23 protein-coding genes and 1 pseudogene are annotated in these 24,210 nt (G+C 46.5%); 19 read left to right on the forward strand and 5 right to left on the reverse strand.

Annotated features, from left to right (window positions below):
* Positions 1–52: 52 nt before the first annotated feature.
* The 3 genes from GO755_RS06880 to GO755_RS06890 all read left to right on the forward strand — a co-directional run bounded on the left by GO755_RS06880 (position 53) and on the right by GO755_RS06890 (position 3,793).
* Entirely contained in the window at positions 53–1,852 is a 1,800-nt protein-coding gene (locus tag GO755_RS06880; protein WP_157583981.1) for an acyl-CoA dehydrogenase family protein, read from the forward strand.
* A 147-nt stretch (positions 1,853–1,999) separates the two neighbouring features.
* Entirely contained in the window at positions 2,000–2,485 is a 486-nt protein-coding gene (locus GO755_RS06885) for a GyrI-like domain-containing protein (RefSeq protein ID WP_157583982.1), read from the forward strand.
* Between the two features lie 129 nt (positions 2,486–2,614).
* Positions 2,615–3,793 (forward strand): Gfo/Idh/MocA family protein, encoded by a 1,179-nt coding sequence (locus GO755_RS06890; RefSeq protein ID WP_157583983.1) that lies wholly within the window; start codon positions 2,615–2,617, stop codon positions 3,791–3,793.
* 104 nt (positions 3,794–3,897) lie between these two features.
* Here GO755_RS06890 and GO755_RS06895 read toward each other — a convergent pair whose 3' ends face one another.
* The 4 genes from GO755_RS06895 to malQ all read right to left on the reverse strand — a co-directional run bounded on the left by GO755_RS06895 (position 3,898) and on the right by malQ (position 9,995).
* Entirely contained in the window at positions 3,898–4,392 is a 495-nt protein-coding gene (locus GO755_RS06895; RefSeq protein ID WP_157583984.1) for a heme-binding domain-containing protein, read from the reverse strand.
* A gap of 61 nt (positions 4,393–4,453) precedes the next feature.
* Complete coding sequence (locus GO755_RS06900) at positions 4,454–5,176, reverse strand: ABC transporter ATP-binding protein (protein WP_157583985.1); 723 nt, start codon at positions 5,174–5,176, stop codon at positions 4,454–4,456.
* A 30-nt stretch (positions 5,177–5,206) separates the two neighbouring features.
* Complete coding sequence (locus tag GO755_RS06905) at positions 5,207–8,227, reverse strand: tetratricopeptide repeat protein (protein WP_157583986.1); 3,021 nt, start codon at positions 8,225–8,227, stop codon at positions 5,207–5,209.
* A gap of 184 nt (positions 8,228–8,411) precedes the next feature.
* Positions 8,412–9,995, reverse strand: a complete 1,584-nt coding sequence (gene malQ, locus GO755_RS06910; protein ID WP_157583987.1) for a 4-alpha-glucanotransferase — start codon at positions 9,993–9,995, stop codon at positions 8,412–8,414.
* A 297-nt stretch (positions 9,996–10,292) separates the two neighbouring features.
* Between malQ and atpD the strand changes: the two genes are divergently transcribed.
* The 4 genes from atpD to udk all read left to right on the forward strand — a co-directional run bounded on the left by atpD (position 10,293) and on the right by udk (position 13,671).
* Positions 10,293–11,819, forward strand: coding sequence for a F0F1 ATP synthase subunit beta (gene atpD / locus GO755_RS06915; RefSeq protein WP_157583988.1), 1,527 nt, complete (start codon positions 10,293–10,295; stop codon positions 11,817–11,819).
* A 109-nt stretch (positions 11,820–11,928) separates the two neighbouring features.
* The gene (locus tag GO755_RS06920) at positions 11,929–12,621 is read left to right on the forward strand and encodes a hypothetical protein (protein ID WP_157583989.1); all 693 of its coding nucleotides are present in this window, start codon (positions 11,929–11,931) and stop codon (positions 12,619–12,621) included.
* An 81-nt stretch (positions 12,622–12,702) separates the two neighbouring features.
* Complete coding sequence (atpC, locus tag GO755_RS06925; RefSeq protein WP_111346111.1) at positions 12,703–12,948, forward strand: ATP synthase F1 subunit epsilon; 246 nt, start codon at positions 12,703–12,705, stop codon at positions 12,946–12,948.
* Positions 12,949–13,053: 105 nt separating this feature from the next.
* The gene (gene udk / locus GO755_RS06930) at positions 13,054–13,671 is read left to right on the forward strand and encodes a uridine kinase (RefSeq protein ID WP_157583990.1); all 618 of its coding nucleotides are present in this window, start codon (positions 13,054–13,056) and stop codon (positions 13,669–13,671) included.
* Between the two features lie 22 nt (positions 13,672–13,693).
* Here the strand turns inward: udk and GO755_RS06935 are convergent, their stop codons facing one another.
* Positions 13,694–14,740: a ferredoxin--NADP reductase gene (locus GO755_RS06935; protein ID WP_157583991.1), complete on the reverse strand. Its 1,047-nt coding sequence runs from the start codon at positions 14,738–14,740 to the stop codon at positions 13,694–13,696.
* 248 nt (positions 14,741–14,988) lie between these two features.
* On the opposite strand from GO755_RS06935, the gene nadA reads away from it, so the two are divergent.
* From nadA to GO755_RS06985, 12 genes and pseudogenes are all read left to right on the forward strand, one after another.
* Positions 14,989–15,978 (forward strand): quinolinate synthase NadA, encoded by a 990-nt coding sequence (gene nadA, locus GO755_RS06940; RefSeq protein ID WP_157583992.1) that lies wholly within the window; start codon positions 14,989–14,991, stop codon positions 15,976–15,978.
* A 16-nt stretch (positions 15,979–15,994) separates the two neighbouring features.
* The gene (locus tag GO755_RS06945; protein WP_157583993.1) at positions 15,995–16,225 is read left to right on the forward strand and encodes a DUF433 domain-containing protein; all 231 of its coding nucleotides are present in this window, start codon (positions 15,995–15,997) and stop codon (positions 16,223–16,225) included.
* A 124-nt stretch (positions 16,226–16,349) separates the two neighbouring features.
* A complete protein-coding gene (locus GO755_RS42140; RefSeq protein ID WP_394351013.1) occupies positions 16,350–16,580 on the forward strand; it encodes a DUF5615 family PIN-like protein in 231 nt (76 codons plus the stop codon).
* Between the two features lie 8 nt (positions 16,581–16,588).
* Positions 16,589–18,175, forward strand: coding sequence for an L-aspartate oxidase (gene nadB / locus GO755_RS06950; RefSeq protein WP_157583994.1), 1,587 nt, complete (start codon positions 16,589–16,591; stop codon positions 18,173–18,175).
* A gap of 174 nt (positions 18,176–18,349) precedes the next feature.
* A complete protein-coding gene (locus tag GO755_RS06955) occupies positions 18,350–19,723 on the forward strand; it encodes a glutamine synthetase family protein (RefSeq protein WP_157583995.1) in 1,374 nt (457 codons plus the stop codon).
* A gap of 72 nt (positions 19,724–19,795) precedes the next feature.
* Positions 19,796–20,836, forward strand: coding sequence for an aminoglycoside phosphotransferase/kinase family protein (locus GO755_RS06960; RefSeq protein ID WP_157583996.1), 1,041 nt, complete (start codon positions 19,796–19,798; stop codon positions 20,834–20,836).
* A gap of 71 nt (positions 20,837–20,907) precedes the next feature.
* Positions 20,908–21,507 (forward strand): RNA polymerase sigma factor, encoded by a 600-nt coding sequence (locus GO755_RS06965; protein ID WP_227686877.1) that lies wholly within the window; start codon positions 20,908–20,910, stop codon positions 21,505–21,507.
* 81 nt (positions 21,508–21,588) lie between these two features.
* Positions 21,589–21,912: a hypothetical protein gene (locus tag GO755_RS06970; RefSeq protein ID WP_157583997.1), complete on the forward strand. Its 324-nt coding sequence runs from the start codon at positions 21,589–21,591 to the stop codon at positions 21,910–21,912.
* Positions 21,891–22,442, forward strand: a complete 552-nt coding sequence (locus tag GO755_RS06975) for a Spy/CpxP family protein refolding chaperone (RefSeq protein WP_157583998.1) — start codon at positions 21,891–21,893, stop codon at positions 22,440–22,442. Before GO755_RS06970 ends, GO755_RS06975 begins: the two co-directional genes overlap by 22 nt.
* 132 nt (positions 22,443–22,574) lie before the next feature.
* A pseudogene (locus GO755_RS42145) lies at positions 22,575–22,712 on the forward strand (SCO family protein); the annotation flags it as partial.
* A gap of 78 nt (positions 22,713–22,790) precedes the next feature.
* Positions 22,791–23,639 (forward strand): TIGR01459 family HAD-type hydrolase, encoded by an 849-nt coding sequence (locus tag GO755_RS06980; protein WP_157583999.1) that lies wholly within the window; start codon positions 22,791–22,793, stop codon positions 23,637–23,639.
* Between the two features lie 201 nt (positions 23,640–23,840).
* Positions 23,841–24,080, forward strand: a complete 240-nt coding sequence (locus GO755_RS06985) for an acyl carrier protein (protein WP_018617787.1) — start codon at positions 23,841–23,843, stop codon at positions 24,078–24,080.
* Positions 24,081–24,210 lie beyond the last annotated feature (130 nt).

A 24,210-nucleotide genomic window follows, 5' to 3' on the forward strand; every position in this document is an offset into this window, starting at 1 on the left:
TGATTTTCTTTGTCGTATAATTAGTATGCAAGCATAACAAACTGACTGCAATATGATTGCGACAGAGCCTAAAGCCTCCATTAAGGGTGGCGAGTTCCTGATCAAAGAAACTGAAGCCGCCAAAGTCTTTATCCCTGAAGAATTTACTGAAGAGCAACTGATGATTGCGGCTACCTGTCGCGAGTTTCTGGAGCGGGAAATATGGCCACGTCTGAATGAAATCGACAATGCCAAATCGCCAGAGCTGATTTCGTCGCTGATGGACAAAGCCGGTGAACTGGGCATTCTTGGCACATCGGTGCCTGAGCAGTACGGCGGTTTTGGCACAAATTTCAATACATCCATGCTGGTTGCCGAGGTGACTGGTGCTGGCCACTCGTTTTCAGTGGCTCTGTCGGCGCATACGGGTATCGGTACATTACCAATTGTCTACTACGGCAACGACGACCAGAAGTCGAAATATTTACCGCAATTAGCCAGTGGCGAATGGAAAGCCGCCTACTGCTTAACTGAGCCCGATTCTGGTTCAGATGCTAACTCTGGCAAAACCAAAGCAGTCCTTACTGAAGATGGTAAACACTACGTTCTGAATGGCCAGAAGATGTGGATTACCAACGGTGGTTTTGCTGATCTTTATATTGTGTTCGCGAAGATTGATGATGACAAAAATCTCTCAGCCTTCATCGTTGAGCGGACATATGAAGGCATCACGATGAATGAGCCGGAGCATAAGATGGGAATCAAAGGCTCTGATACGCGTCAGATTTTCTTCAACGATGTGAAAGTGCCAGTCGAGAATTTGTTGTCGGAGCGTGGCAACGGGTTCAAGATTGCCGTAAACATTCTGAACATTGGTCGGATCAAGTTAGGCATTGCCGCTATTGGTGGTTCGAAAGAAGTACTTAACAACGCCATTCGTTATTCGAACGAACGCAAACAATTCAAAACGGCCATCTCTCAGTTTGGTGCCATCAAGCATAAACTGGCCGAAATGGCACTGAAAATATATGCTTCAGAAACGGCTTCATATCGGGCTGGACAGAACATCGACGACCTGATTGAAGACTTCAAGGGGCAGGGAATGGAAGACGGGCAGGCGAAATTGAAAGCGCTGGAGCAGTTCGCCATCGAATGTGCGATCATGAAAGTCCACGGATCGGAAGTACTGGATTATGTGGTCGATGAAGGCGTTCAGGTATATGGTGGTATGGGCTATTCGGCCGATGCTCCTATGGATCGCTCCTACCGCGACGCCAGGATCAACCGAATTTTCGAAGGCACGAACGAAATCAACCGCATGCTTGTGGTGGACATGATGCTGAAACGGGCGATGAAAGGTGAACTTGACCTGATGGGTCCAGCCATGGCCGTTGCCAAAGAAATCATGTCGATTCCAGATTTCGGTTCGGATGAAGAAGAAGGCTTATTCATTGCCGAGAAAAAAGTCCTGAAGAATCTGAAAAAAGCGGCTCTGATGGTATCGGGGGCTGCCGTGCAGAAATTCATGATGACGCTGTCGAACGAGCAAGAGATTCTTATGAACGTAGCCGATATGGCGATTGAAGTGTACGTAGCGGAATCTGTTCTACTACGTGTTGAAAAACTGATCGGCATCAAAGGTGAAGAAGCGGTTGCCCTACAGAAGCAAATGGCACTGGTTTATTTGCACGAAGCCGTTGAGAAGGTCAACAACGCTGGCCGGGCAGCTATCACATCCTTTGCCGAAGGCGATGAATTACGGGGTATGTTAATGGGTCTAAAACGATTCACCAAAATTGAGCCGATGAACCTCAAAGATGCCCGCCGTCAGATCGCTGACGCGATGATTGCAGATAATAAGTATATCTTTTAGTCATAAATCGACAGCTAAATACCGAGAGTCAGCCCACAGGGCTGGCTCTTTTTTTTGTAGGAAAATCATCTTCAAACCCTACTGACATACCGTTGTCACTACCTCATTCGACCTTTGTTGCGGTCATTCACCAATCTCCAACAAATCATGACAACGCAACTGACAATGCCAGAAAACGCTTTATCCGAAAAAGAAACGCTGCCCTTCACAGCCCTTACATTTACTACCCGCACAACTTTGCAGACATTGTCGCAATATGCTCCCAGCGTTGCGATGGAACTCTATAAAGAAGCCAGCCTACTTAACCTGGACGTCGCAGGGCCAATCCAGTGGATTTATACGGATGCCACTGGCGATGAAACCAAAGAATTTCAGCTGGAAATTGTCTTACCTATTAATCAGCCGGGAGAGTTATCTGATCGGTTTTCGTATCAGGTATTCCCCGCATTTCGCTGCCTGTCGTATACCCACACGGGCCCTTGGAGTGACTTTGGTGCGCTATATGATGCCCTTTTTGGCCAGTTTCACGGGGGTGGTCATCAGACTGATGGGCGCGTTCGTGAGGTATACAGTGTCGTTGACTTGGAACACATGGAGAGGTGTGTAACCGAGATTCAGATTGGCCTCGTTTAAACTCACTTTTTAAGTAGTAAACGACCTCGTACCGAAGTTGGTAGAAAAGCCAGCTTCGGTACTTTTTTATGAACTCCAGCACGTATTACAGTTTACGTAGCTTTACTGAGTTCTAGAACCGGCCTATTCATGAAAAATCAGCAATCCAATTCCCGACGAACTTTCCTGCGTAATCTGGGTGCGAGCGCATCGGCAATGTCGCTACCTATGCTCGGCTATGCCGGTAATGAAGTTGTCCAGAATGAGTCCAGCGGCCTTTATTCCATTCTGACAGATCTCGACCGTAAAGGATCGGGGCAGCCTGGTCGCAAGTTAGGCATTGCCTTAGTTGGCTTGGGGTATTACAGTACAAACCTATTGGCTCCCGCTTTACAACAAACACAGAACTGCCGTCTGGCAGGGATTGTAACAGGCACGCCGTCAAAAGCCGAGGAATGGATGAAGAAATACAACATTCCCAAGGAAAACGTCTACGACTACAAAACCTTCGACCGGATTGCTGACAATAAGGACATTGACGTTGTATACGTAGTGCTTCCTAACTCGATGCATGAAGAATACGTTGTTCGGGCGGCACAAGCGGGCAAACACGTCATTTGCGAAAAGCCAATGGCGATTACGCCGAAAGCTTGCCAGAACATGATTGACGCCTGCAAAAAGGCGAACAAACAATTGGCTGTTGGGTATCGACTTCACTACGAGCCATTTACCAAAGAAGTAATGCGCCTGGGACAGGAAAAAGTATTTGGGGCCGTTAAATTCGTAGAAAGCAGTGATGGTTTCCGAAGTGGCGATCCCAACCAATGGCGCTTGAAGAAAAGCATGGCCGGTGGTGGACCGCTCATGGACGTAGGCATCTACGCGATACAGGGAGCCCGATACGTAACGGGCGAAGAACCCATTTCAGTAACAGCGCAGTTTGCTCCGAAAACCGATCCCGTAAAATTTAAGGATGTCGAGGAAACGATGTTCTGGCAGTTTGAATTTCCGAGCGGTGCAGTTTCAAATTCAACTACCAGCTATGCATCGGGCGTTGAGCGGCTTTACGCTTCCTGCGAGAAAGGATGGTTTGAACTGTCTCCCGCTTTCGGGTATGGCCCATTGAAAGGACGTACCAGCAAAGGGCCAATTGAGATGCCCGTCGTGAACCATCAGGCCGCTCACATGGACGGTGTATGCAAAGACCTACTCGATGGGAAACAACTACCCGGTCACGTTACCGGTGAAGAGGGTCTGCGGGATGTTACCTTATTACAGGCTATTTATCAGGCCGCCGAGACAGGAAAGAAGTTGAAATTGAAAGCGTAGTTTTTTGTTTTTGTCATGCTGACGAAGGAAGCATCTTAATGTGCCCTTATTGACTATTAGAAGCATTTAAGATGCTTCCTTCGTCAGCATGACAAAAAAACGAATCAATGCTCTTCGTGATGCTCACCCTCTTTTTCTTCACCAGCAGGTACCTGAATCTGGGCTTCCAATCCCTTTGCCCAGTCTGCTAGCATTTTAGCTTCTTCGGGTTTGAGTTTGGCATCGTGGTGAATCCAGAGGTAAGAACCCAAGGGCATCCAGCCTTCAGTAACAGCCTCCCCTACTTCCTCCAGTTTATGGTGGGCTTTCTTAGGCGAATACGTAGCAAACTCCGAAAAATTGAGTTCCTCCTTCCCTTCTTCGATGTGGTGATGGAGCCACCAGGCAATAGGTTGAATGTTGTCGTACCAGGGGTACGTTGTATTGTTGGAATGGCAATCAAAACAGGCCCGTTTAAGCACAGTATGAACATCAGCGGGAACTGCATATTTGGTTGTAATGTCGTTCGCCGACACACCTGCAGCCTGATTTTTTTCAGGCCGAATAAATTGAATAACGACCAGCACAACGAACAGGGCCAGAAGAATTTTACGAAACATGTTAATAGGAGTTAGTAGGAGGTTTAAATATAATCTATTTGACTATAACCTCACTCCCATCTCATTTTAGCGACTGCATCAGCGCCTGAGCTTTGCGGATATTCGTGTTCTGGCGATCTGTCTCGATTAGGCCATCGCGAAGCCGGATAATTCGGTGGGCATATTCAGCAATATCCTCTTCGTGCGTTACCATAATAACGGTGTTGCCTTTACTATGAATCTGGTCGAACAGGTCCATGATTTCGTAAGACGTTTTCGTATCAAGGTTCCCCGTTGGTTCATCGGCCAATAGAATACTAGGATCGTTGACCAGAGCACGAGCTACAGCCACACGCTGCCGCTGTCCGCCTGAGAGTTCGTTAGGCCGGTGGCCAGCGCGATTTTCTAGACCAACATTTTTGAGTGCCTGCATGGCTTTTTCGGTACGGTCAGCTTTGCTGTAGCCAGCATATATGAGTGGCAAGGCTACGTTCTCAAGCGAAGTTTGCCGGGGAAGCAAATTAAACGTCTGGAAGACAAAGCCTATTTCCTTGTTACGAACTTCAGCCAGTTCGTTTTCGCCCATACGACTAACATCCTGACTATTCAGAATATACTGACCAGACGTGGGCGAATCCAGGCAGCCAACGATGTTCATCAGTGTGGATTTCCCCGACCCCGATGGTCCCATGAACGCAACATATTCCCCTTTTTGAATGCTAATCGTAATCGACTTGAGCGCGTCAACCACTTCGGTGCCCATCACGTAACGTTTAGCGATGTTGCGAGTTTCTATAATGTTCATAGTACGTAAGGCTGAATAGACAAAGCTACTTCATTGTAGAAATTTCTCCTTACTCTTTTCGATTGACGCTAATTTTTCCTGATAAGTCAGCAGAAACGCCTGATAATCGGCAGGTGAGGTGGCCGCTTGTAGTTTTGCAAGCCCATTAGCGGCATAGTCAGGCAGGCTTAAGTCCAGACACAGCGTAACATATAGTTTCAGCAAGTCGGCGTTGGCTTCATTAACCGACAACGCTGTTAACACAAGATCATAGGCCGTTTTTGTATGCTTTTGCTGTTGTTCAAGCTGTGCCGCAGCCGAAACAATTCGGGCATTCAACGGAGCCAATTTGAGGGCATTTTGATAGGCTTCTCGTGCCTGGCCGATTCGATGGGTACGTTCGTAGGTTTGCCCTAACCAATAGTCCCGTTCTGCCCATTGCTGTGGCAAAATAGCTCCCTTCGCCATCGTCTCTGCCGAACCGATACTCCGCCGGAAAGCCGACAACCGAATTGCGGCAACATCCCGTAGTGATGCAGCTAAAGCGCTCACGTGTTTTGAATCGGGTAAGCCCGATAAAACCAACTGCGCATTACGCCACTGTAAATTATCGAGGTAATCATTCGTCAGGGCGACACCGGTCACAGTCTTCAGACTTGGATCCTGGATAGTCTCCCAATAAGCACCCCGGTTTAAATCATCCACGCGATAGGTGGCATAAAATGCTTTTTCCAAATCGGACACTGGCTTTCGCTCCTGATAAAGCACCTGTTTCAAGGCGGTCACAGCCTGATCATTTTTGGCAGCGGTCTCCCATAAACGTTGCGCAATTACCAGTTCATTGGCTTTTGTAAAAGCGATAGCCCGATAGTAAATTGACGTTGTATCAGCGTTATAGCCAAATATGTCAGCCGCCTTCTGATACAGACCTTGTTCCAATAACCACAAACCCGCAATAGAACGGTAGGCAGCTCCATTTTGCTCGTCTCCCTCAGCCAATTGCCCCATCAACCCAAAAGCAGCCGAATGATTATGCTGCGTATATTCAGCGACAGCACGGGCCAGGAGTAAATCGTCGGTAAAATCCTGATTAGCGGGATTTTCTGACAACTTCTTAAATGCTTTAGCCACTGTACTGTCAGGGCGTTGATTCACTAGCGCGTAGTTATATAAACTGGCGAATCGGCCCACGCTTAGACCTTGTTTTATAGCTTCGTCAGACAGCCAGGTCGGTAGCTTCGGTTGTGTCGTATCCTGTGCAGCTACAATTCGCAACGCCAGCGCATTCGCCTGGTAGGATTCATACGATGATTCAATCGCACTACGCGCTAAGGTCGAGTCGGCGGCCAACACATTCGGATTCCGTGCGTAGAAGGCCAGTAAATTCGACTCTGGCACGTCAGTACGATCAGCATTTGCGGTCGCTGACTTTAAATAATAGTAGGCCGAGTCGGCGATGCTGGTACGTGCATAGAGATAACCAAGATTATTCCGGAGTTCGCCACAGTTCGGAAACGCCCGAATACCCCGCTGCAAGGCTTTTACAGCCTCGAAAAACAGTTCTGTTTTTAAATAAGTCTGACTTAATCCTGCATAATCCTGCGGACTAGGCTTCTTCAAAAGCGCCTGCTGGAAATAAAAAGCAGCCGCTGTCTGATTGTTCTGAGCCAGCGCCATCGACGCCAAACCATAGTTGGATTTATGATTTTGAAATTCCTGTTCCAGTGCGAGTTGATAAAATGCATTGGCGGATGTAGGCTGGTTGCTGGCGATGTAATAATCACCCAATCCATTATAATAACCTGCAATGCTCTGGCGAAGGGTAATCAATCCGCCCGATGCCAGCAAAGCGATTACCCCAACCACGCCCACAATTCGGAATAAGCTTAGTTCAAGCCGTTTAGGTTTATAAAGGATCCGATGAACGGGCAGATTTTGCTGATAAATCGGCAGGAAGTTAATGACGACATAGGCAACGAAACACAACCCCATAGCCAGTTGCGTATAGGTAATCACATCTTCGAATACTTCTACCAATGGATCATTGGCCGTAACGAATGTATAAGCGATCGTAAGGGTTGTGAGCAAAGCCAGCCCTGCGTACAAATAAGCGCCCGAATCGCGAAATGAGAAGGCGTCCTGTTGTTGAACCAACCGTCGAAATCCCCAGATACCTAGTTTTACCGAAACCAGATACAGAATAAAGGGACTGATCGCCAGCACGTCCCAATCGATAGATTTCGTATTCTTCAACCAGGTAAGTGCCAGATTGAGTAGGTACAAAAAGCTAATAAAGAGAAAGTTATTGATACCCAGAGTCCGGCGTGAACTGACCTGCGTCTTTCCTTCTTCAGAACGCCCGGCAGATGTGAGCCAGACAAGTCCGGCAACTAATTCGGTAGCAATGAAGAAAATGAATCCACTGCCCAACACCAGCAATACAGGCATACCATAACTGATCACGATCAAAGCTGGGAACTTCACCGGTGAGAGCGCACTTAGAGCAATTGCAACACCAAGAGTTAGTAGCCCAAAAACGCCGAGCCGAACGGGTATCTGGAAATCGGATCGAAAAGCGTGGAAATAGTAGCTCGTAGTCCCAAATAAAAAAGTGAGCAGCAAAAACAGGTAATTACTGCCAAGCCCCGGCACTTCGAGCATGTCCCAGCGAAAAAAAGCCAGTCCGAGAATAAGAATAGCCATGCCAATCAGATACCGAATTCGGTCGAAGCGGGTAATGGCGCTAATCAGCAAAATGAAGGCGATACAAATACCAATCAGAAAAGCGGTAGCCAGTTCGGGGCGCACCTGCATCGCCGATGCTATAAATTGTTCAGAGACGGCGTAGGCTTTTCCGTTTACAGCATAGTCAAGGATACCGTCGGAGAAAGAATGAAAAGTAATCGGCAGTTCGTTCAGTTCACTCAGTACGTCCCAGTGGACAACATTGCCCAGGCCGCGTACCCAGGCAATAACGAACGCGACAAGACTGATAATGAAGGCAATAAAGCTAATCAGGTAGGTAAGCCGATATGTCCGGCTCCAATTTTTCCAGAAAAATAAGGATGACATGAAAGAGAAACGTAGTTAATCACTGGTTAGTGCCTACGAACCTACTGATGTCCACCACGAATACCCGATGCGAATAGTAATTTCGCATCAAGCAGAACACGTTTTACTAAGATCTCACGGGTTGTAGTCAGAACGTTAGCTCCCGGTATAAGCGCGTATGAGCAGCAATCTCAAACCCGCAACTTTACATCCGTCCCGTCATCCTTGTCAGTTTTAATAGCTTCTCAGCTACCCGATGGGTCAATTGCCCCGATTGCAAACGCCATTGCCAACTTCGACCACCCAGGCCAGGCGTATTCATTCGGTGCGTATCGTCAAGATTCAGAATGTCCTGAACAGGCATAATAGCCAGCCGGGCTACCGACTGCATTGTCAGACGGCAAATCTGATCGACGACATTCTTCTCCGTGATTTTAAACCCAAGGTATTCATTCATCCGCTGATGATGAATTTCATCTGATTCCCGAAACCAGCCCAACGTTGTATTGTTGTCGTGGGTACCGGAGTAAACTACAAAATTTTCGGTATGGTTGTGAATAGCGTGCGTGGAAGTGGGCATGTCGTGACCAAAACCAAATTGTACTACACGCATTCCGGGTATACCATAATGCCGCAGGAAAGGCTGAATTTCAGCGGCTTTAGCACCTAAATCTTCGGCAATAATGGGTAATTGAACAAATTGTCTGTGCATGGCATGCATGAAGGCTTCGATGGGTGCTTTTACCCACTCACCTACCTTAGCCGTTGGTTCATTAGACGGAATCTCCCAATACACTGCAAATCCTAAGAAATGGTCCAAACGGGTCAGGCTATAGAGTGACATCTGGTGACGCAAACGATGCATCCACCAGGCAAATCCAGTACGTTCGTGTTCGGCCCAATCGTAAATAGGATTGCCCCACCGCTGCCCATATTCGCTGAAATAATCGGGGGGAGCACCTGCGACAAACAAAGGCTGAAAGTTAGCATCGAGCTTAAACAGCGTCGGGTTCGCCCAGACATCAGCACTATTAAACTGAATGTAAATGGGAATATCGCCCATCAAATGAATCTTTTTCCCATAACAATAGGCCGTCAACTCGTTCCACTGTCGCATGAAAAAGTACTGCATCACTTTAATCACCTCCATCCTGTCATGTAGCAGCTCGGTCTGACGAGCTAATGCAGCGGGCTCGCGCCGGACCAATTCTTCAGGCCATCGTACCCAGGTAGGTTCGCCGGTAGACTCCTGCAAAGCGGTAAAAAGCGCGTAGTCATTTAGCCAATCGGCCTGCCAGGCACAAAAGCGGTCGTAGTCACTACGTTGTGCAGGCGCTGCATCGCGCAGAAAGATTTCGGCTGCCTGTTGCAACAGTGGCCGCTTCTTTATCCAGGCAGCATGCATCGTGTTGGGGGCTAATACAAGCGGACCAGCCAGTATGGTCGGACTCACATTACCTGACATATTGGGAGGCTCTGTCACCGTTACGTCATGAACAGGCTGCACATTAAATACATCCAGATCATTCTGACTAAGCAGATTTTCATCCACCAGTTTCTCAAGACTGATCATCAGAATATTTCCCGCAAAAGCCGACGGACTACTGTACGGAGAGAAGCCTGAGCCAGGATCAACAGGGGTGAGTGGTAGAATTTGCCAGTATGTTTGCCCTGATGCTTCCAGAAAATCAGCAAACCGATAGGCTTCAGGACCTAAATCACCCACACCGTGCGCAGAAGGCAATGACGTAATATGAAGAAGCAAGCCACTTGAACGTTGTTGAAGCATGAAAAAGAGTCGTTGAGTCAGTAGTAGCTAATTAACAGTTGCTCACAGATAGTGTTGATATTACCCAGTAATGATCACACACGGACAAGCGACTGTTGACAAGCGACTTGTTTTTGTACAAATCCGCTCTAGGTGGTTTTTGTTTGACTTTTCACGTAAAAACCTAACTGCCAAACCTATTTCGTTATGAATCAACAGGAAAATGACTAGGCTGTTCCTTGACCTTACGCTGTTTTTCTCCTACTTTTGCAGTCCCAAACAATGGGCAACATTTCAATAAAGAAATACCACATACAAATGAGTAAGGCAACGGCAGTCAATACGGGTAAGATTACGCAAATAATCGGGCCGGTCGTGGACGTGAGTTTCGAGGGCGAAGGCACTCGGATTCCCGCCATTCTGGACGCCCTCAAAGTAACAAAATCCAATGGCCAGGAGGTCATTTTGGAAGTTCAGCAACACCTCGGCGAAGACCGTGTACGCGCTATTGCGATGGACTCGACCGACGGGCTGTATCGCGGCTTAGATGTTATTGACCTTCGTGCTCAAATTACCATGCCAACGGGCGAAGGCATCCGTGGACGGCTGTTCAACGTTGTTGGCGATGCTATCGATGGTATCCCTCAACCAAAGACAACTGGTACAGGACTGCCAATTCACCGCGCTGCTCCTAAATTTGAAGACCTCGCTACCTCAACCGAAGTTCTCTTCACAGGTATCAAAGTAATTGACCTGCTGGAGCCTTACGCAAAGGGTGGTAAAATCGGGCTCTTCGGGGGTGCCGGTGTAGGTAAAACCGTATTGATTCAGGAATTGATCAACAACATCGCGAAGGCCTATTCAGGTCTGTCAGTATTTGCCGGTGTGGGCGAACGTACCCGCGAAGGAAATGACCTGCTCCGCGAAATGATCGAAGCTGGTATCATTAAATACGGCGACGCATTCAAACATTCGATGGAAGAAGGTGGCTGGGATTTGACCAAAGTAGATTTGGAAGAAATGACCAAAAGCCAGGCAACGTTCGTATTCGGACAAATGAACGAGCCTCCAGGAGCGCGTGCTCGTGTGGCTCTGTCAGGTCTAACTATCGCTGAGCACTTCCGCGATGGTGACGGCGAAGGTGCTGGTCGTGATATTCTGTTCTTCGTTGATAACATTTTCCGCTTTACGCAGGCGGGTTCTGAGGTATCGGCTCTTTTAGGCCGGATGCCATCGGCTGTAGGTTACCAGCCTACGCTGGCTACCGAAATGGGTGTCATGCAGGAACGTATCACCTCAACCAAAAGGGGTTCGATCACGTCGGTACAGGCCGTTTACGTACCTGCCGATGACTTAACTGACCCTGCTCCTGCTACGACCTTTGCTCACTTAGATGCTACGACGGTATTAAGCCGGAAAATTTCTGAGTTGGGTATCTATCCTGCCGTTGACCCTCTTGATTCAACATCGCGGATTCTGTCTGCCGAAATCCTGGGCGACGAGCACTATAACACGGCTCAACGTGTGAAGGAGATTCTGCAACGCTACAAAGAATTGCAGGATATCATCGCCATTCTGGGTCTGGAAGAACTTTCTGAAGAAGACAAACTGGTAGTAAGTCGCGCTCGTCGTGTACAACGCTTCCTGTCGCAACCATTCTTCGTGGCTGAGCAGTTCACCGGTTTGAAAGGCGTTCTGGTACCGATTGAAGATACCATCAAGGGCTTCAACCTGATCATCGACGGTAAATATGACCACCTACCTGAAGCAGCGTTCAACCTCGTTGGTACAATTGAGGATGCCGTTGCGAAAGGAGAGAAAATGCTGAAAGAAGCGGGTCAATAAGCGCAATTCCTGGTTTCCAGTCCACGATTTAATTGTTTATTAATCGTAGACTGGAAACCAAAGCCCCTTTCTTAAGTCTGATGGTTTGACAATAAACAAACTTAGTTTTATGAAAACGATTCGATTAAGAATAGGAGTCGCTCTTATGTCATTTAGCTTGGTCACAACAGTGGCTACGTCAGCACAGATTACGACACCTGAAATTCCAGCAGTTCCAACAAAACCTATTGTTGGGGGCGCTATTAAGGATTCGACGGTAATGCCAGGCGGGTCGGCCACGACACTACAGGATGGTTCAGCAACTGCCCATTTAGACAATGCAGTAGCTGCGCTTGACAAAGGCGATAAAGCAACTACAACCCAGGAGTTGAAAACTGGAATTGCAGGTTTGGAAGCCGAAGCTCAAGCCAAGCCAACGTCCTTCAAGGATAAGGTACTAGCGCAGGCAAGTAAACTGAAAGCCTTGCTTCCCTTAATTCCAACTGGTGCTCTGGGCAGCGGAGCTTTAGGCAAAGCTGTTAGTTTAGCGAAATTGGCATCGGGCGGAAACCAGCTGGAAGGCATCATGGCTGCTGGTTCACTACTTGGAAAAGGAAGTCAGCTAACGAGTGGCTTAAGCGGTATCAGTGGTGCATTGTCATCACTTGGTGGTAGCACCCAATCATCAGGCCAGTCTCTGGTTTCAACAGCACTGGCAACTGTGGGCAAACTCGATCAGGGAGGTTTAACTGCAAAAGCAGCCGAACCTGCTGCAAAAACTCAGATTAGCAGCGTTCTTAATTTTGTAAAAGGAGCTTTATAATAAAGATGTATGACGTATGATTATGATGTAGGTTAATACCTCGTCATGCATCATATATCATACATCATACATCTCTTGAGTATGACATTAGATATTATCACTCCCGACCGTAAGGTTTTTTCTGGCGAAGCCAGTGCGGTTACGTTTCCAGGTAGCGAAGGCCAGTTTCAGGTTCTGAACAACCATGCTCCTCTGGTCAGTACATTGGATAAAGGAAAGCTTATTGTGCAAACGACTTCAGGTGAACAAACATTCATCGTCGACGGTGGTGTGGTTGAAGTACTTCAGAACAAAGTACTGGTACTTGCCGAGTCTGTAGTTGCTTAAACTAGGTTAGCCATTGATTTAAAAGCGATTCACTTAACAGGTGAACCGCTTTTTTATTGGCCATTTGCGTTTTCCTGCTTTCTTTGTTATTTCTCTTACTTCATCATGGCAACCAAACCTTTCATCGTCGGCATTACCGGCGGCAGTGCTTCAGGAAAAACATCGTTTTTGAAAGGTGTTCTGAATGCCTTCACCGACGATCAGATCTGCCTGATTTCGCAGGATAATTATTACCTCAGCCGCGATGTCATTCCGGTAGATGATCAGGGCATTCATAACTTCGATTTACCCGAAACAATTGATCACCATCTGTATGCAAAACATATCGGTCAGCTACATAATGGTGAGATTGTCACGCAAAAAGAATACACGTTCAATAATCCGGCCATTGTTCCCAGAATGTTGACGTTTAAGCCTGCGCCGATCATTATTGTTGAAGGAATTTTCGTTTTCCACTTCCGGGAGTTAGCAGACCAGATGGATCTGAAAATTTTCATCGACGCTAAAAACAGCATCAAACTCGAACGGCGGGTCAAGCGCGACGCCGAAGAACGTGGTTATGATCTTGATGATGTCATGTACCGCTGGAAATACCACGTCAAACCAACCTATCGCCAATTCATTAAACCCTACCGTGCTGAAGCGGATATTGTAATTCCAAACAATCATCACTATCAGAGAGGTCTGGATGTAGTCATTGCGTTTTTGAAAACGAAAGTATAAGTAGCGCCGTCGGAAGCACGCGCTACACCACGTCAATCACGACCCCATCGCTTTCAGGAAATCCCGTACAGGTAAGCACCCAGCCTTGAGAAAGATCCCGCTCCGTCAGTACGTCGTTGATAGTCATGTGTACACTGCCCGATAGGCAACGGGCAGCGCAAGTAGAGCAGCGACCTCCCCGGCAACTATAGGGTAAATGTATCCCCTCATCTAAAGCGGCCTGTAAAATGGATTTATACGCCGGAACCTGAATCTCAACCTCATGTCCCCGAAAACGTAGCAAAACGGTTCTATCCTGCGCCGATAATGGTGGCGGAGTTAAAAAAACGGGCTCAACCACGAAATTCTCACGTCGAATCTGCTCTGAGCGAAAGCCGCTGAACACAAGTGTAAACTGGATCATTCGCATATAATCGCCGGGTCCACATACGTAAAATCGGACTTCTTCAGGATTTGAAGCCCCAATTAACTCGGGCAACAGTCGTTCGAGCATTACATTATTCAACCTTCCCCGTAGTCCGCTCCAGTCATCAGACGGGTTACTCAACAGGTAGATTAGTCGAAAACGTTCTGGAAACTGGTCTTGTAAGTCATTTAATTCATCTCGAAAAATGATATTTCGCTCGTTTGGACTGCTGTAAAATAGCGTTACCCGTTGAGCCGACTCCTCGCCTAACATCTGTTTAATGAGGCCAAACAACGGAGTTATTCCGCTTCCTGCCCCAAATAAGACGACATCTCCGGCTTGGTCTTCATCCAACGTAAATCGCCCGGCGGGATATAAACTCGTTACAACGTCGCCAATGCGGAGTGTATCATGAAGATAACGTGATATCTCCCCGTTCTGGACTCGCTTAATTGTCAAGCGTAAGGCTTTTTCTTCAGGAGTTGAACTAAGCGAATATGACCTACGAACCTCATGACCATTATGAAGTATAATCAGGGTCAGAAACTGTCCGGCATGGTATGGAATGAATTGACCATTTAGTGGTTCAAGAAAGTAACTATTGGAATCACCTGTTTCAGGAACAATGCGAACGATACGTAGTTGAAGAAAATCGTCTGTCATGAATAGAACCGCTTTATCTCAAAACTAATCAAATACAAGCTGTTGTTTGAAAGCCCGAACGATTTACTGAAATTCGCCCCACCTGGATTCACCCATCTGAAGAACGATGAAGTGAATTTGCCAGCGAAGTCCGTTCTCCGCGGCCTTATAAAGACCCATATGGAGAAGATAGGCTTTCGGACAAAAGAATATCGTGACATTTTCTTAGTATTCGTTGTTTAGTAGTAAACCACCTGTCGATACCCTCAATGGAAGCACTCCTGGAAGAAGTTCAACGTATTGGCTATGTTAATAAGCCTGTCGCCGAAGGCATAGATTTGGTCGCCGAAATTAACCGGCTCAAAAAAGAAAAAAATGCGGTTATCCTCGCTCATTATTACGTAGATGGAGACATTCAGGATATAGCCGATTACATTGGTGATAGCCTCGGTTTGTCTCAACAGGCAGCTGCTACACCCGCCGATATGATTGTCTTCTGTGGTGTGCATTTCATGGGCGAAACCGCGAAAGTGCTATCACCAGAGAAAAAGGTAGTCATTCCTGACCTGAATGCAGGTTGTTCACTCGCCGATTCGGCCCCGGCCGATAAGTTTGCCGAGTTCAAAGCGCAATACCCTGATCATATCGTACTCTCATATATTAATTGCTCGGCCGAAATCAAAGCGTTATCCGATATTATCGTTACGTCGTCGAACGCCCTGAAAATTGTCGAAAGCTTACCCAAAGATCAGAAGATCATTTTCGCGCCAGACGCCAATCTGGGCCGCTTTGTTTCGAAGAAAACCGGACGCGATATGGTATTGTGGGATGGCGCCTGCATCGTCCATATCGATATTTCGCTGGAAAAGCTGCACAAATTGCGGGCAGATTACCCAGAAGCAAAGTTCATCGCTCACCCTGAATGCCAGGAGCATATTCTAAGTGAAGCCGATTATGTGGGTTCGACAACCGCTTTGCTTAAATACGTAGTTGATAGTCCTGAGCAAACGTTTATCGTCGGTACAGAAGCGGGTATCCTGCACAAAATGAAACAGGCCGTTCCGCACAAGAAGATCATTCCCGCTCCAGCCAGTCAGAATAATACGTGTGCCTGTTCGGAGTGCCCTTACATGAAGATGAACACGATGGCGAAGGTTTACAACGCTATGCTTTATGAACAACCAGAAATTATTGTTCCAGAGGATGTGCGCGTGAAAGCCTATGAATCGGTGGCGAGGATGCTGGAGTTGAGTAAGTAAATAACGAATAGAAACTATGAACTGGCGAGACTACATTACTTCGGACCCAACCATTATGTTTGGAAAGCCTGTCATAAAAGGCACACGCATTCCTGTCGATCTGGTTCTGGAAAAGCTAGGCAATGGCGAGACAATACCGCAGCTATTGGAATCGTATCCACGTGTTACTGAAACAGCGCTGTATGCCTGCTTATTATTTGCATCTGAAACGGTGAAAAATGAGGTCGTTTATGCCCAGGCAGGATGATTACTCTTTTGTCGCTGACGAGAATTTTGATTTTACAGTCGTTAAAGAATTACGAGAGAAAGGCTTTTCTGTTCTTGCTATAGCCGAATCGTTCTCTAGTATACCTGATCCATAAGTCTTACAAATTGCAGTAGATCGAAATGCGATTTTGCTCACAGAAGACAAAGATTTTGGAGAGCTTGTCCATCGGCTTCGTATGAATCACTGCGGTATCCTATTGGTTAGGCTATTAAAAATGAATAGTACAGAAAAATCCCGACGAGCTATAAATGTAATCTTAAGTCAAGGAGACGCGCTTATGAATAGCTTTTCTGTACTCAGTAACGAACAACTTCGCATTAGACCCGGCAAATAAAAATACCAATGCCCCATCAATTCGATTTTCTGGTTATCGGCTCCGGCATCGCGGGCCTAAGTTACGCCACTAAACTGGCGATGCATTTTGAGAAGTTACAACAGGATGTAAAGATTGGTGTAATTACTAAAGTGCAGGCCGAAGAAACCAACACTAAATACGCTCAGGGTGGCATTGCCGCGGTTTGGTCGGAGGATGACTCGTTTGAGAAACACATTGAAGACACCATGATTGCGGGCGACTTTCTGAGCGACCGTCACATTGTCGAGATTGTTGTCCGCGAAGCACCTGTACGTATTCAGGAGTTGATCGACTATGGCACTCGATTCGACAAAGAGCATGGCGGTTCCGATTATGACCTCGCCAAAGAAGGTGGCCACTCCGATTTCCGGATTCTCCACTTCAAAGACATTACCGGGGCTGAAATTGAGCGGGCATTGCTCGAAAAAGCAAATTCGCTAAAATCCATTGAGATTTTTACACATTTCTACGCGGTTGAACTCATCACGCGCCACCAACTTGGCGAAACGGTTCATCGCTACGATACGGATAATAAGTGCTTTGGGGCCTACGTACTGAACACGCGAACAGGTGAGGTTGAGCAGTTTCTAGCTAAAACAACTCTGCTGGCAACGGGCGGCATCGGCAACATTTACCAGAATACAACCAATCCGAACATTGCCACTGGTGACGGCATTGCAATGGCGTACCGTGCTAAGGGCATCGGGAAAGATATGGAATTCATCCAGTTTCACCCGACCGCTCTTTATGAACCAGGCAAGAAGCCAAACTTCCTAATTTCAGAAGCTGTGCGGGGCTTTGGTGGTGTGCTACGTACCCGAAAAGGCGAGACGTTCATGGAAAACTACGACCCGCGCCTGTCGCTAGCCCCACGCGATATTGTGGCTCGCGCTATCGACTCCGAAATGAAAAAAGCCGGGGATCCTCACGTTTACCTAGATGTAACCCACTGCGACTATGAACGATTTGTTGAGCACTTTCCCAATATAACTGCTTACTGTCGAGACCATTTAGGCCTGGATTTGCGTAAAGATTACATTCCGGTCGTACCGGCTCAACACTACCTCTGTGGAGGTGTCCGGGTAAATGAGTGGGGTCAAACGAATATTCAGTTTCTGTATGCAGTTGGCGAGTGCTCCTGTACAGGCTTGCACGGGGCCAATCGGCTGGCATCAAATTCGCTTCTCGAAGCCGTTGTCTTTGGTCATCGGGCTTATGAAAAAACCGTGGAATTGCTTGATCAAGCCGTTTTACCAGGAAACATCCCGGCCTGGAATGATGCAGGTACAACCCACCCTGAGGAATTGGTTCTGGTAACCGAGATGAAAAAGGAACTGGAGTCGATCATGTCTAACTACGTTGGCATTGTGCGCACCAACCGACGCCTGAAGCGAGCTATGGATCGCCTTGAGTTGATCTATTTAGAACACGAAGAACTCTACCGTCAGTCAAAAGTATCGGTTCCCATTTGTGAACTTCGAAATATGATCGAGGTCGCTTATCTGGTTATCAAGATGGCAATGGCCCGGCGCGAAAACAGTGGTTTACATTTTAATCTGGATAATGTGAAGTGATTGATCTGAGAATGCAGTATTATGCTTTATCAAACGAATCGGATTCTAGTAATACATGGAAGGTAGCCTGGGAATAAGTAGCTTTACCCGCACGAATCCAGTTTTTTATACCTGCCCGAATAACGACTTAATACTGTTTTTCGGGCAGTATTCCGAAGAATAAGCCTTACTGTCATGACTCAGCAAGATATTATCGACTTCATCAATCAAAACGACAGTCCGAAAATTAAATATGCGTTTACCGATATTGACGGCGTTCTACGGGGCAAAATCATTCATCGACAGAAGTTTCTGGACGGCCTGACCGATGGTTTCGGTTTTTGCGATGTTGTCTGGGGGTGGGATTCCTCCGATACCCCATATGATAATGGTCGCACGACGGGTTGGCACTCAGGTTACCCCGATGCTCCTGTCCGCATCGACGTTTCTACATTTCGTCAACTCCCCTGGGAAGACAATATTCCCTTTTTTCTAGCCGACTTTAGCACTACCTCAACCAACCATACTACTAGCTATGCACTAGCCGCCTGCCCACGCAGCCTGCTCAAACGTATTGCCAGTCAGTGTCAGGATATGGGCTTTCATGCTGAATTTGCGCAGGAGTTCGAATGGTTTAATTTCCGCGAAACACCCCAAAGTCTGCAACAGAAAGACTTCCGGCAATTAGAACCGCTTACACCGGGCATGTTCGGGTATTCTATATTGCGGCCCTCTCTCGAAAGTGCATTTTATCATGATCTATTCGATCTGTTGGCTCAATTCGATATACCACTTGAAGGCTTACATACCGAAACCGGGCCTGGTGTTTATGAAGCGGCCATCATGCATGATGAGGTTGTTCGGGCTGCCGACAAAGCAGCTTTGTTCAAAACAGCCGTAAAGGAAATTGCGTATCGGCACGGTGTAATCGCTACGTTCATGGCGAAATGGAATGCTGAGTTACCGGGTTGTAGTGGGCATATTCACCAAAGTCTCTGGAACCCCGAACAGACAAAAAACCTGTTCTACGATCCCACAAAGCCCAACAACATGAGTGAGCTGATGCGTCAGTTCATTGCCGGGCAATTGTATTGCTTACCACACATTACGCCAATGTTCGCGCCAACGATTAACAGCTACAAACGATTGGTTGAAGGTGCCTGGGCTCCCACCACACTAACCTGGTCGGTAGATAATCGGACAACTGCGCTTCGAGTGTTGAACCATAAAGAAGCCTATACCCGCGTTGAGCATCGTGTGTCGGGGTCTGATACGAATCCCTATTTGGCAATAGCCGCGTCGCTGGCTTCAGGCTTGTATGGTATTCGTCATAAACTAAAACTCGACATTCCGGCTTCGGTTGGCAATGGCTATGCTGATAAGCGAAATGGCATATTGCCAACGAATCTGGATGAAGCTACGCGGGCAATGGCTAATTCTACTGTAGCGACCGAACTGTTTGGCTCCGAATTTGTTGACCATTTCACGCGTACCCGAGACTGGGAATGGCGGCAATATCTTCGCCAGGTCAGTGACTGGGAACTGAAACGATATTTTGAGATTATTTAGTGAAGTCGGTGGAGTAAGTTCGGTTAATCCAATCTATCCTTAATCTACTTACTCCACCCTTTTACCAAAAAAATGCGTCTTGTTGATTATCCTACCATTATAAAAAAAGCCTGGGCGGAGTTCGATGGATCTGTACAAATTCAGACCATTGAAGACATTAGCGCGCGGGTTTCAACCAACCACGTCTTCAAAGTTACCTTTGAGGATGGAGAGCATATCATTGCCAAACTGTCTTATTTTGGCAAGTACGATCACTTTCTGGAAGATCATCGTATTATTCACGCCTTAGCCAACAATCTGCTCTATCCATTCGAAAATGTATTGGCAAAATCGCTGGTACGGGATGGTCAGGTGTATACGTACCGGCAAAAAGACAGTTTTGTGGATGCCTGGGTGGTGTTTTATAACCCAATTCGGATTCAATTAAAACTGCCCCGTCGGCTAGAGGAGCATCATATTCAGATGCTGGGCAGACAGATTGCGAAATTTCATAAGGCGTGTTCACGAGTGAGCACAGTACTTCCGAAATCGTCAAAAACGCTACGTTCCGATGTTTGGGATTTGCTGGACCTACTGGAAACTGAAGTTGGCCAATTTGAGCACCGGCTACATATAAATGAATTAAAACGGCAGTGCGAATTATTTCTGGCAAACCGCCAAAAACTCGTAGCAGGCACTGTTGAAACGATGCCCGTCTTTGTCGACTGGAATATTGGCAATTTTTCGGTCACGCAAAATCTCGAACTCTACTCCCGCTGGGATTACGACTGGTTTCGGATCAGCTACCGGGTATTGGACTTTTATTTTTTCAGTCGGGTAGTTTCCAACGCTGGTGACCGAACAGTTTTCAGCTACGTAATCGGCCCATTAATGGAAGACCGATTTCTGTTGTTTTTAAAAGAATATCACAAAGTCTTTCCACTTACCGAAAACGAAATTCGGTTTCTGCCCGAAGCCTACCGGTTTTTCATCCTCAACTACGTTATCAAGTACGGTCGTTATTTTTTCCACCGAACCTACGCCATCAAGCTGCAACGCGAGGCATACGAGATTTATTTCCCGTCTATCGAGCAGTTCGACGCAGAGAAAATTCTGCGAGCGTTAGGTATATAGTTCATCTATTCAATGACTTTCGACCAGGCAAGGCGTCAAAGTAGCATTATAACCATTGAGCGGATAGCTTGATGATGAACAACTTACCGAACTTGCCATTATTGATTGAGGAACTACAGAAAGGCAACGAACTGGCCTTCAGGGAATTTTATGACCAAACTAAAAGCCGGGTATTTACACTGACACTAGGCTACGTTCGTAATCGCGAAGATGCCGAAGAGATTACGCAGGATGTTTTTGTAGAGGTATTTCGATCGGCAAGTACCTTCAAAGGTGACGCCAGTGCCACAACCTGGCTCTATCGAATTGCGGTTAATAAATCGCTCGATTTCCTGAAACACAGGAAACGTCAAAAGCGATTTGCCTTTATCACCAGCCTATTCGACAGCAGTACGGGTGAAGTTCTGCACCAACCCACCGATTTTTTCCATCCCGGTATCGCCTTAGAAAAGCAGGAGTCTGCAGCGATCCTCTTTCAGGCGATTAACAAACTATCAGACAAACAAAAAACGGCTTATATCCTGACAAAAGTCGAAGGGCTAAACAATATCGAAGCGGCTCAAGTAATGACTATAAGCGTTGGAGCTGTTGAATCCCTTTTGCAACGCGCTACCGAAAACTTAAAAAAACAATTAGCGGGTTATTATAAGTCGTTGGTCAACAGTGGTTAGGCATCAGTTTTTATATCAGTTACTAACGACTATTGACTTATTCACCCGTAGGAATCCCCAGCACCTGTCGTCTTAATCAATATGGAACCTAAAAAAGATAAATGGATAATCGATATACTAGGTAGTTTAGATGGCATCCAACGAGCAGAACCAAACCCGTTTCTGTTCGCAAAAATCCAGAAGCGGCTTGATCAGGAGCCACCTAAAACCTATGTATCAGTACGGGTAGTTTGGGGTATGGTAGCTTCGTTCGTATTACTGATTCTACTAAACTGGCAGGTAATTAATCAATCAGCTAGAGTCAAACCAGCAGAAGCGACCGATTTAAATACGGTTGTTTCAGATATGCAGCTTTATCCATCCAATAACCAACTCTATGATTTATGGAGCGGACAAAACTACTGACCTTCGCCGTAATTGGCCTGCTCTTACTAAATCTGCTAACCATTGGCTATCTGGTCTTGACCTCTGGCAGGCCGTCACAGGCCGGTCAGTTGCAAGGCCCATTACCTGACGGCAAAGGCCCTGCCAGGGTAATTATTGAGCGGCTTCATTTCGATGAGCAGCAGCAACAGCAGTATTTAGAAATGGGCCGGCAACATCACCAACAAACGGAACGATTAAATGCGGAGTCGATTCAGTTATTTCAGGAATACTATAGTCTGCTTCCGTCAGCGCAACCTGATTCAGCTAAAGCAAATGCGCTAATTCGTCAGATTGAGGATGTGCAGCGGCAAATTGCCGAACTTAATTTCTCTCACTTTCGGCAAATCAAAGCACTTTGCCGACCGGATCAGCAAGCTGACTTTTCTCGATTAGTAGCTGACTTGGCGAAACTATTCGGTCAGCGCCCGCGCCCGCCCCGGCTTCCTGGAGATGGCCCGCCAGATGATCGTCCAGAAGGACCTCCCGAAAATTTTCCGCCCCACCGGTAGACATTAACCGGTGATAATGTCCAAGTCGTTAACTAAACACTAATTGTCATGAATCGACTCCACCTAGTCACAGTCCTTAGCATGTCAGTTATTGACAGTTATTACCAGTCAAACCAACAGCTTCATTAACTATCAACCGAATTTCTGCATACTGAGCACCTGATCCTGGTTGATCAAAATCGCCGGATTCGGGGTATTTACAATGGAACATTGCCCCTGGACATCGACAAACTAATTATCGATATACACAGCTTGCTTAAAGAAAACTGATTGATAATTCGGCTTGAATCGTATTTTTACCAATAATCTATAGGTAATCAACGAACCTACTCTTCATTTTGCCCATCTATGCAACTTGCCGATTTCAAGACCGTAGCAGAAAACTATAAAGTCATTTTCTTCGATGCCTTCGGGGTTCTGAAAAACTCAGAAGGCCTTCTGCCGGGTATTGAAAAAACGTTTGACTGGCTTCGGGAAACGGGTAAAGACTACTACGTACTAACCAATGATGCCTCGCGTGGGCCTCATGAGCTGGCCGAATCTTATTATCGACAGGGTTTCTATGCCCTTAATCCAGAGCGCATTATCTCGTCAGGAATGCTGGCTAGAGAATATTTAGACTTAAAAGTACACAATGGTACAGTAGCCTATTTAGGGACCGAAAAATCAGCTCATTACCTCGAAACGACTGGTCTTAAAACACTACCCATCAGCCAGGTTGATTTAAAAGACGTAGCCGACATTAATGCCTTAGTACTCCTGGACGATGAAGGTTTTGATTGGAATACTGATCTAACCAAAACAGTGAATCTGCTTAGAAAACGTAATATTCCGGTTATTGTAGCCAATACAGATAATACGTATCCCGTCTCGAAAACCCGCATTGCGATTGCCATTGGTGCTATTGCTAAAATGATTGAAAACATCGTAGGCAAACAGTTCATCCGCTTCGGTAAGCCCGACGCTCAGTTATTTATGTTTGCGTATGAGCGACTCGAGAATGCAGCCCATATTAGCAAGCGAGATATTTTGATGGTAGGCGATACCTTACGAACTGATATTCTGGGTGGTAACAAATTTGGCCTAGATACAGCCCTTGTCTTAACGGGTAATACCCAGCCACAAGATGCCGAAGTACTAATTCGAAGCACGGGTATTATTCCAACTTACGTCTGTAAGTCAGTTGTGATTCGATAAATAGGCTAGTTTTTTACAACATGCCTTAGCTACATGGGATTTATCTTTTCGCTGAATTTCTATTCATAATCGTTTGATTTCCAAAAGTATAAATCCATATACGTAGCTAACACGAACGATTTATAGTCCAAAAAATTGTTTGATAATACAAAGGTAAATACGTTTCTTTGCGCAGTTTTTTAACTAGAACAGACTACTAAAATGTCGGACATTGCACAAAAAGTTAAGAATATCATTGTTGAGAAACTGGGGGTTGAAGAGTCAGAAGTGACGCCAGAAGCAAGCTTTACCAACGATCTGGGTGCCGATTCGCTTGATACAGTTGAGCTGATCATGGAATTTGAAAAAGAATTCAATTTGCCCATTCCCGACGACGAGGCTGAAAAAATCTCTACCGTTGGTTTGGCCATCGAATACCTGGAAAAACACATCGGGAAGTAAGCCCCTTTACGGAAACCTGATTCGGAATTAAGGCCACTAGTCCAAGTTCGAATTGTTCATTCCGATCAGTAAATCCATTAAGTACCTGGAAGCCAACACCAACAATTCTAGGCTTGGCGTTGTTTTTCTT

Origin of the sequence: Spirosoma arboris (assembly GCF_009754945.1) — a bacterium.
Lineage (GTDB): Bacteria > Bacteroidota > Bacteroidia > Cytophagales > Spirosomataceae > Spirosoma > Spirosoma arboris.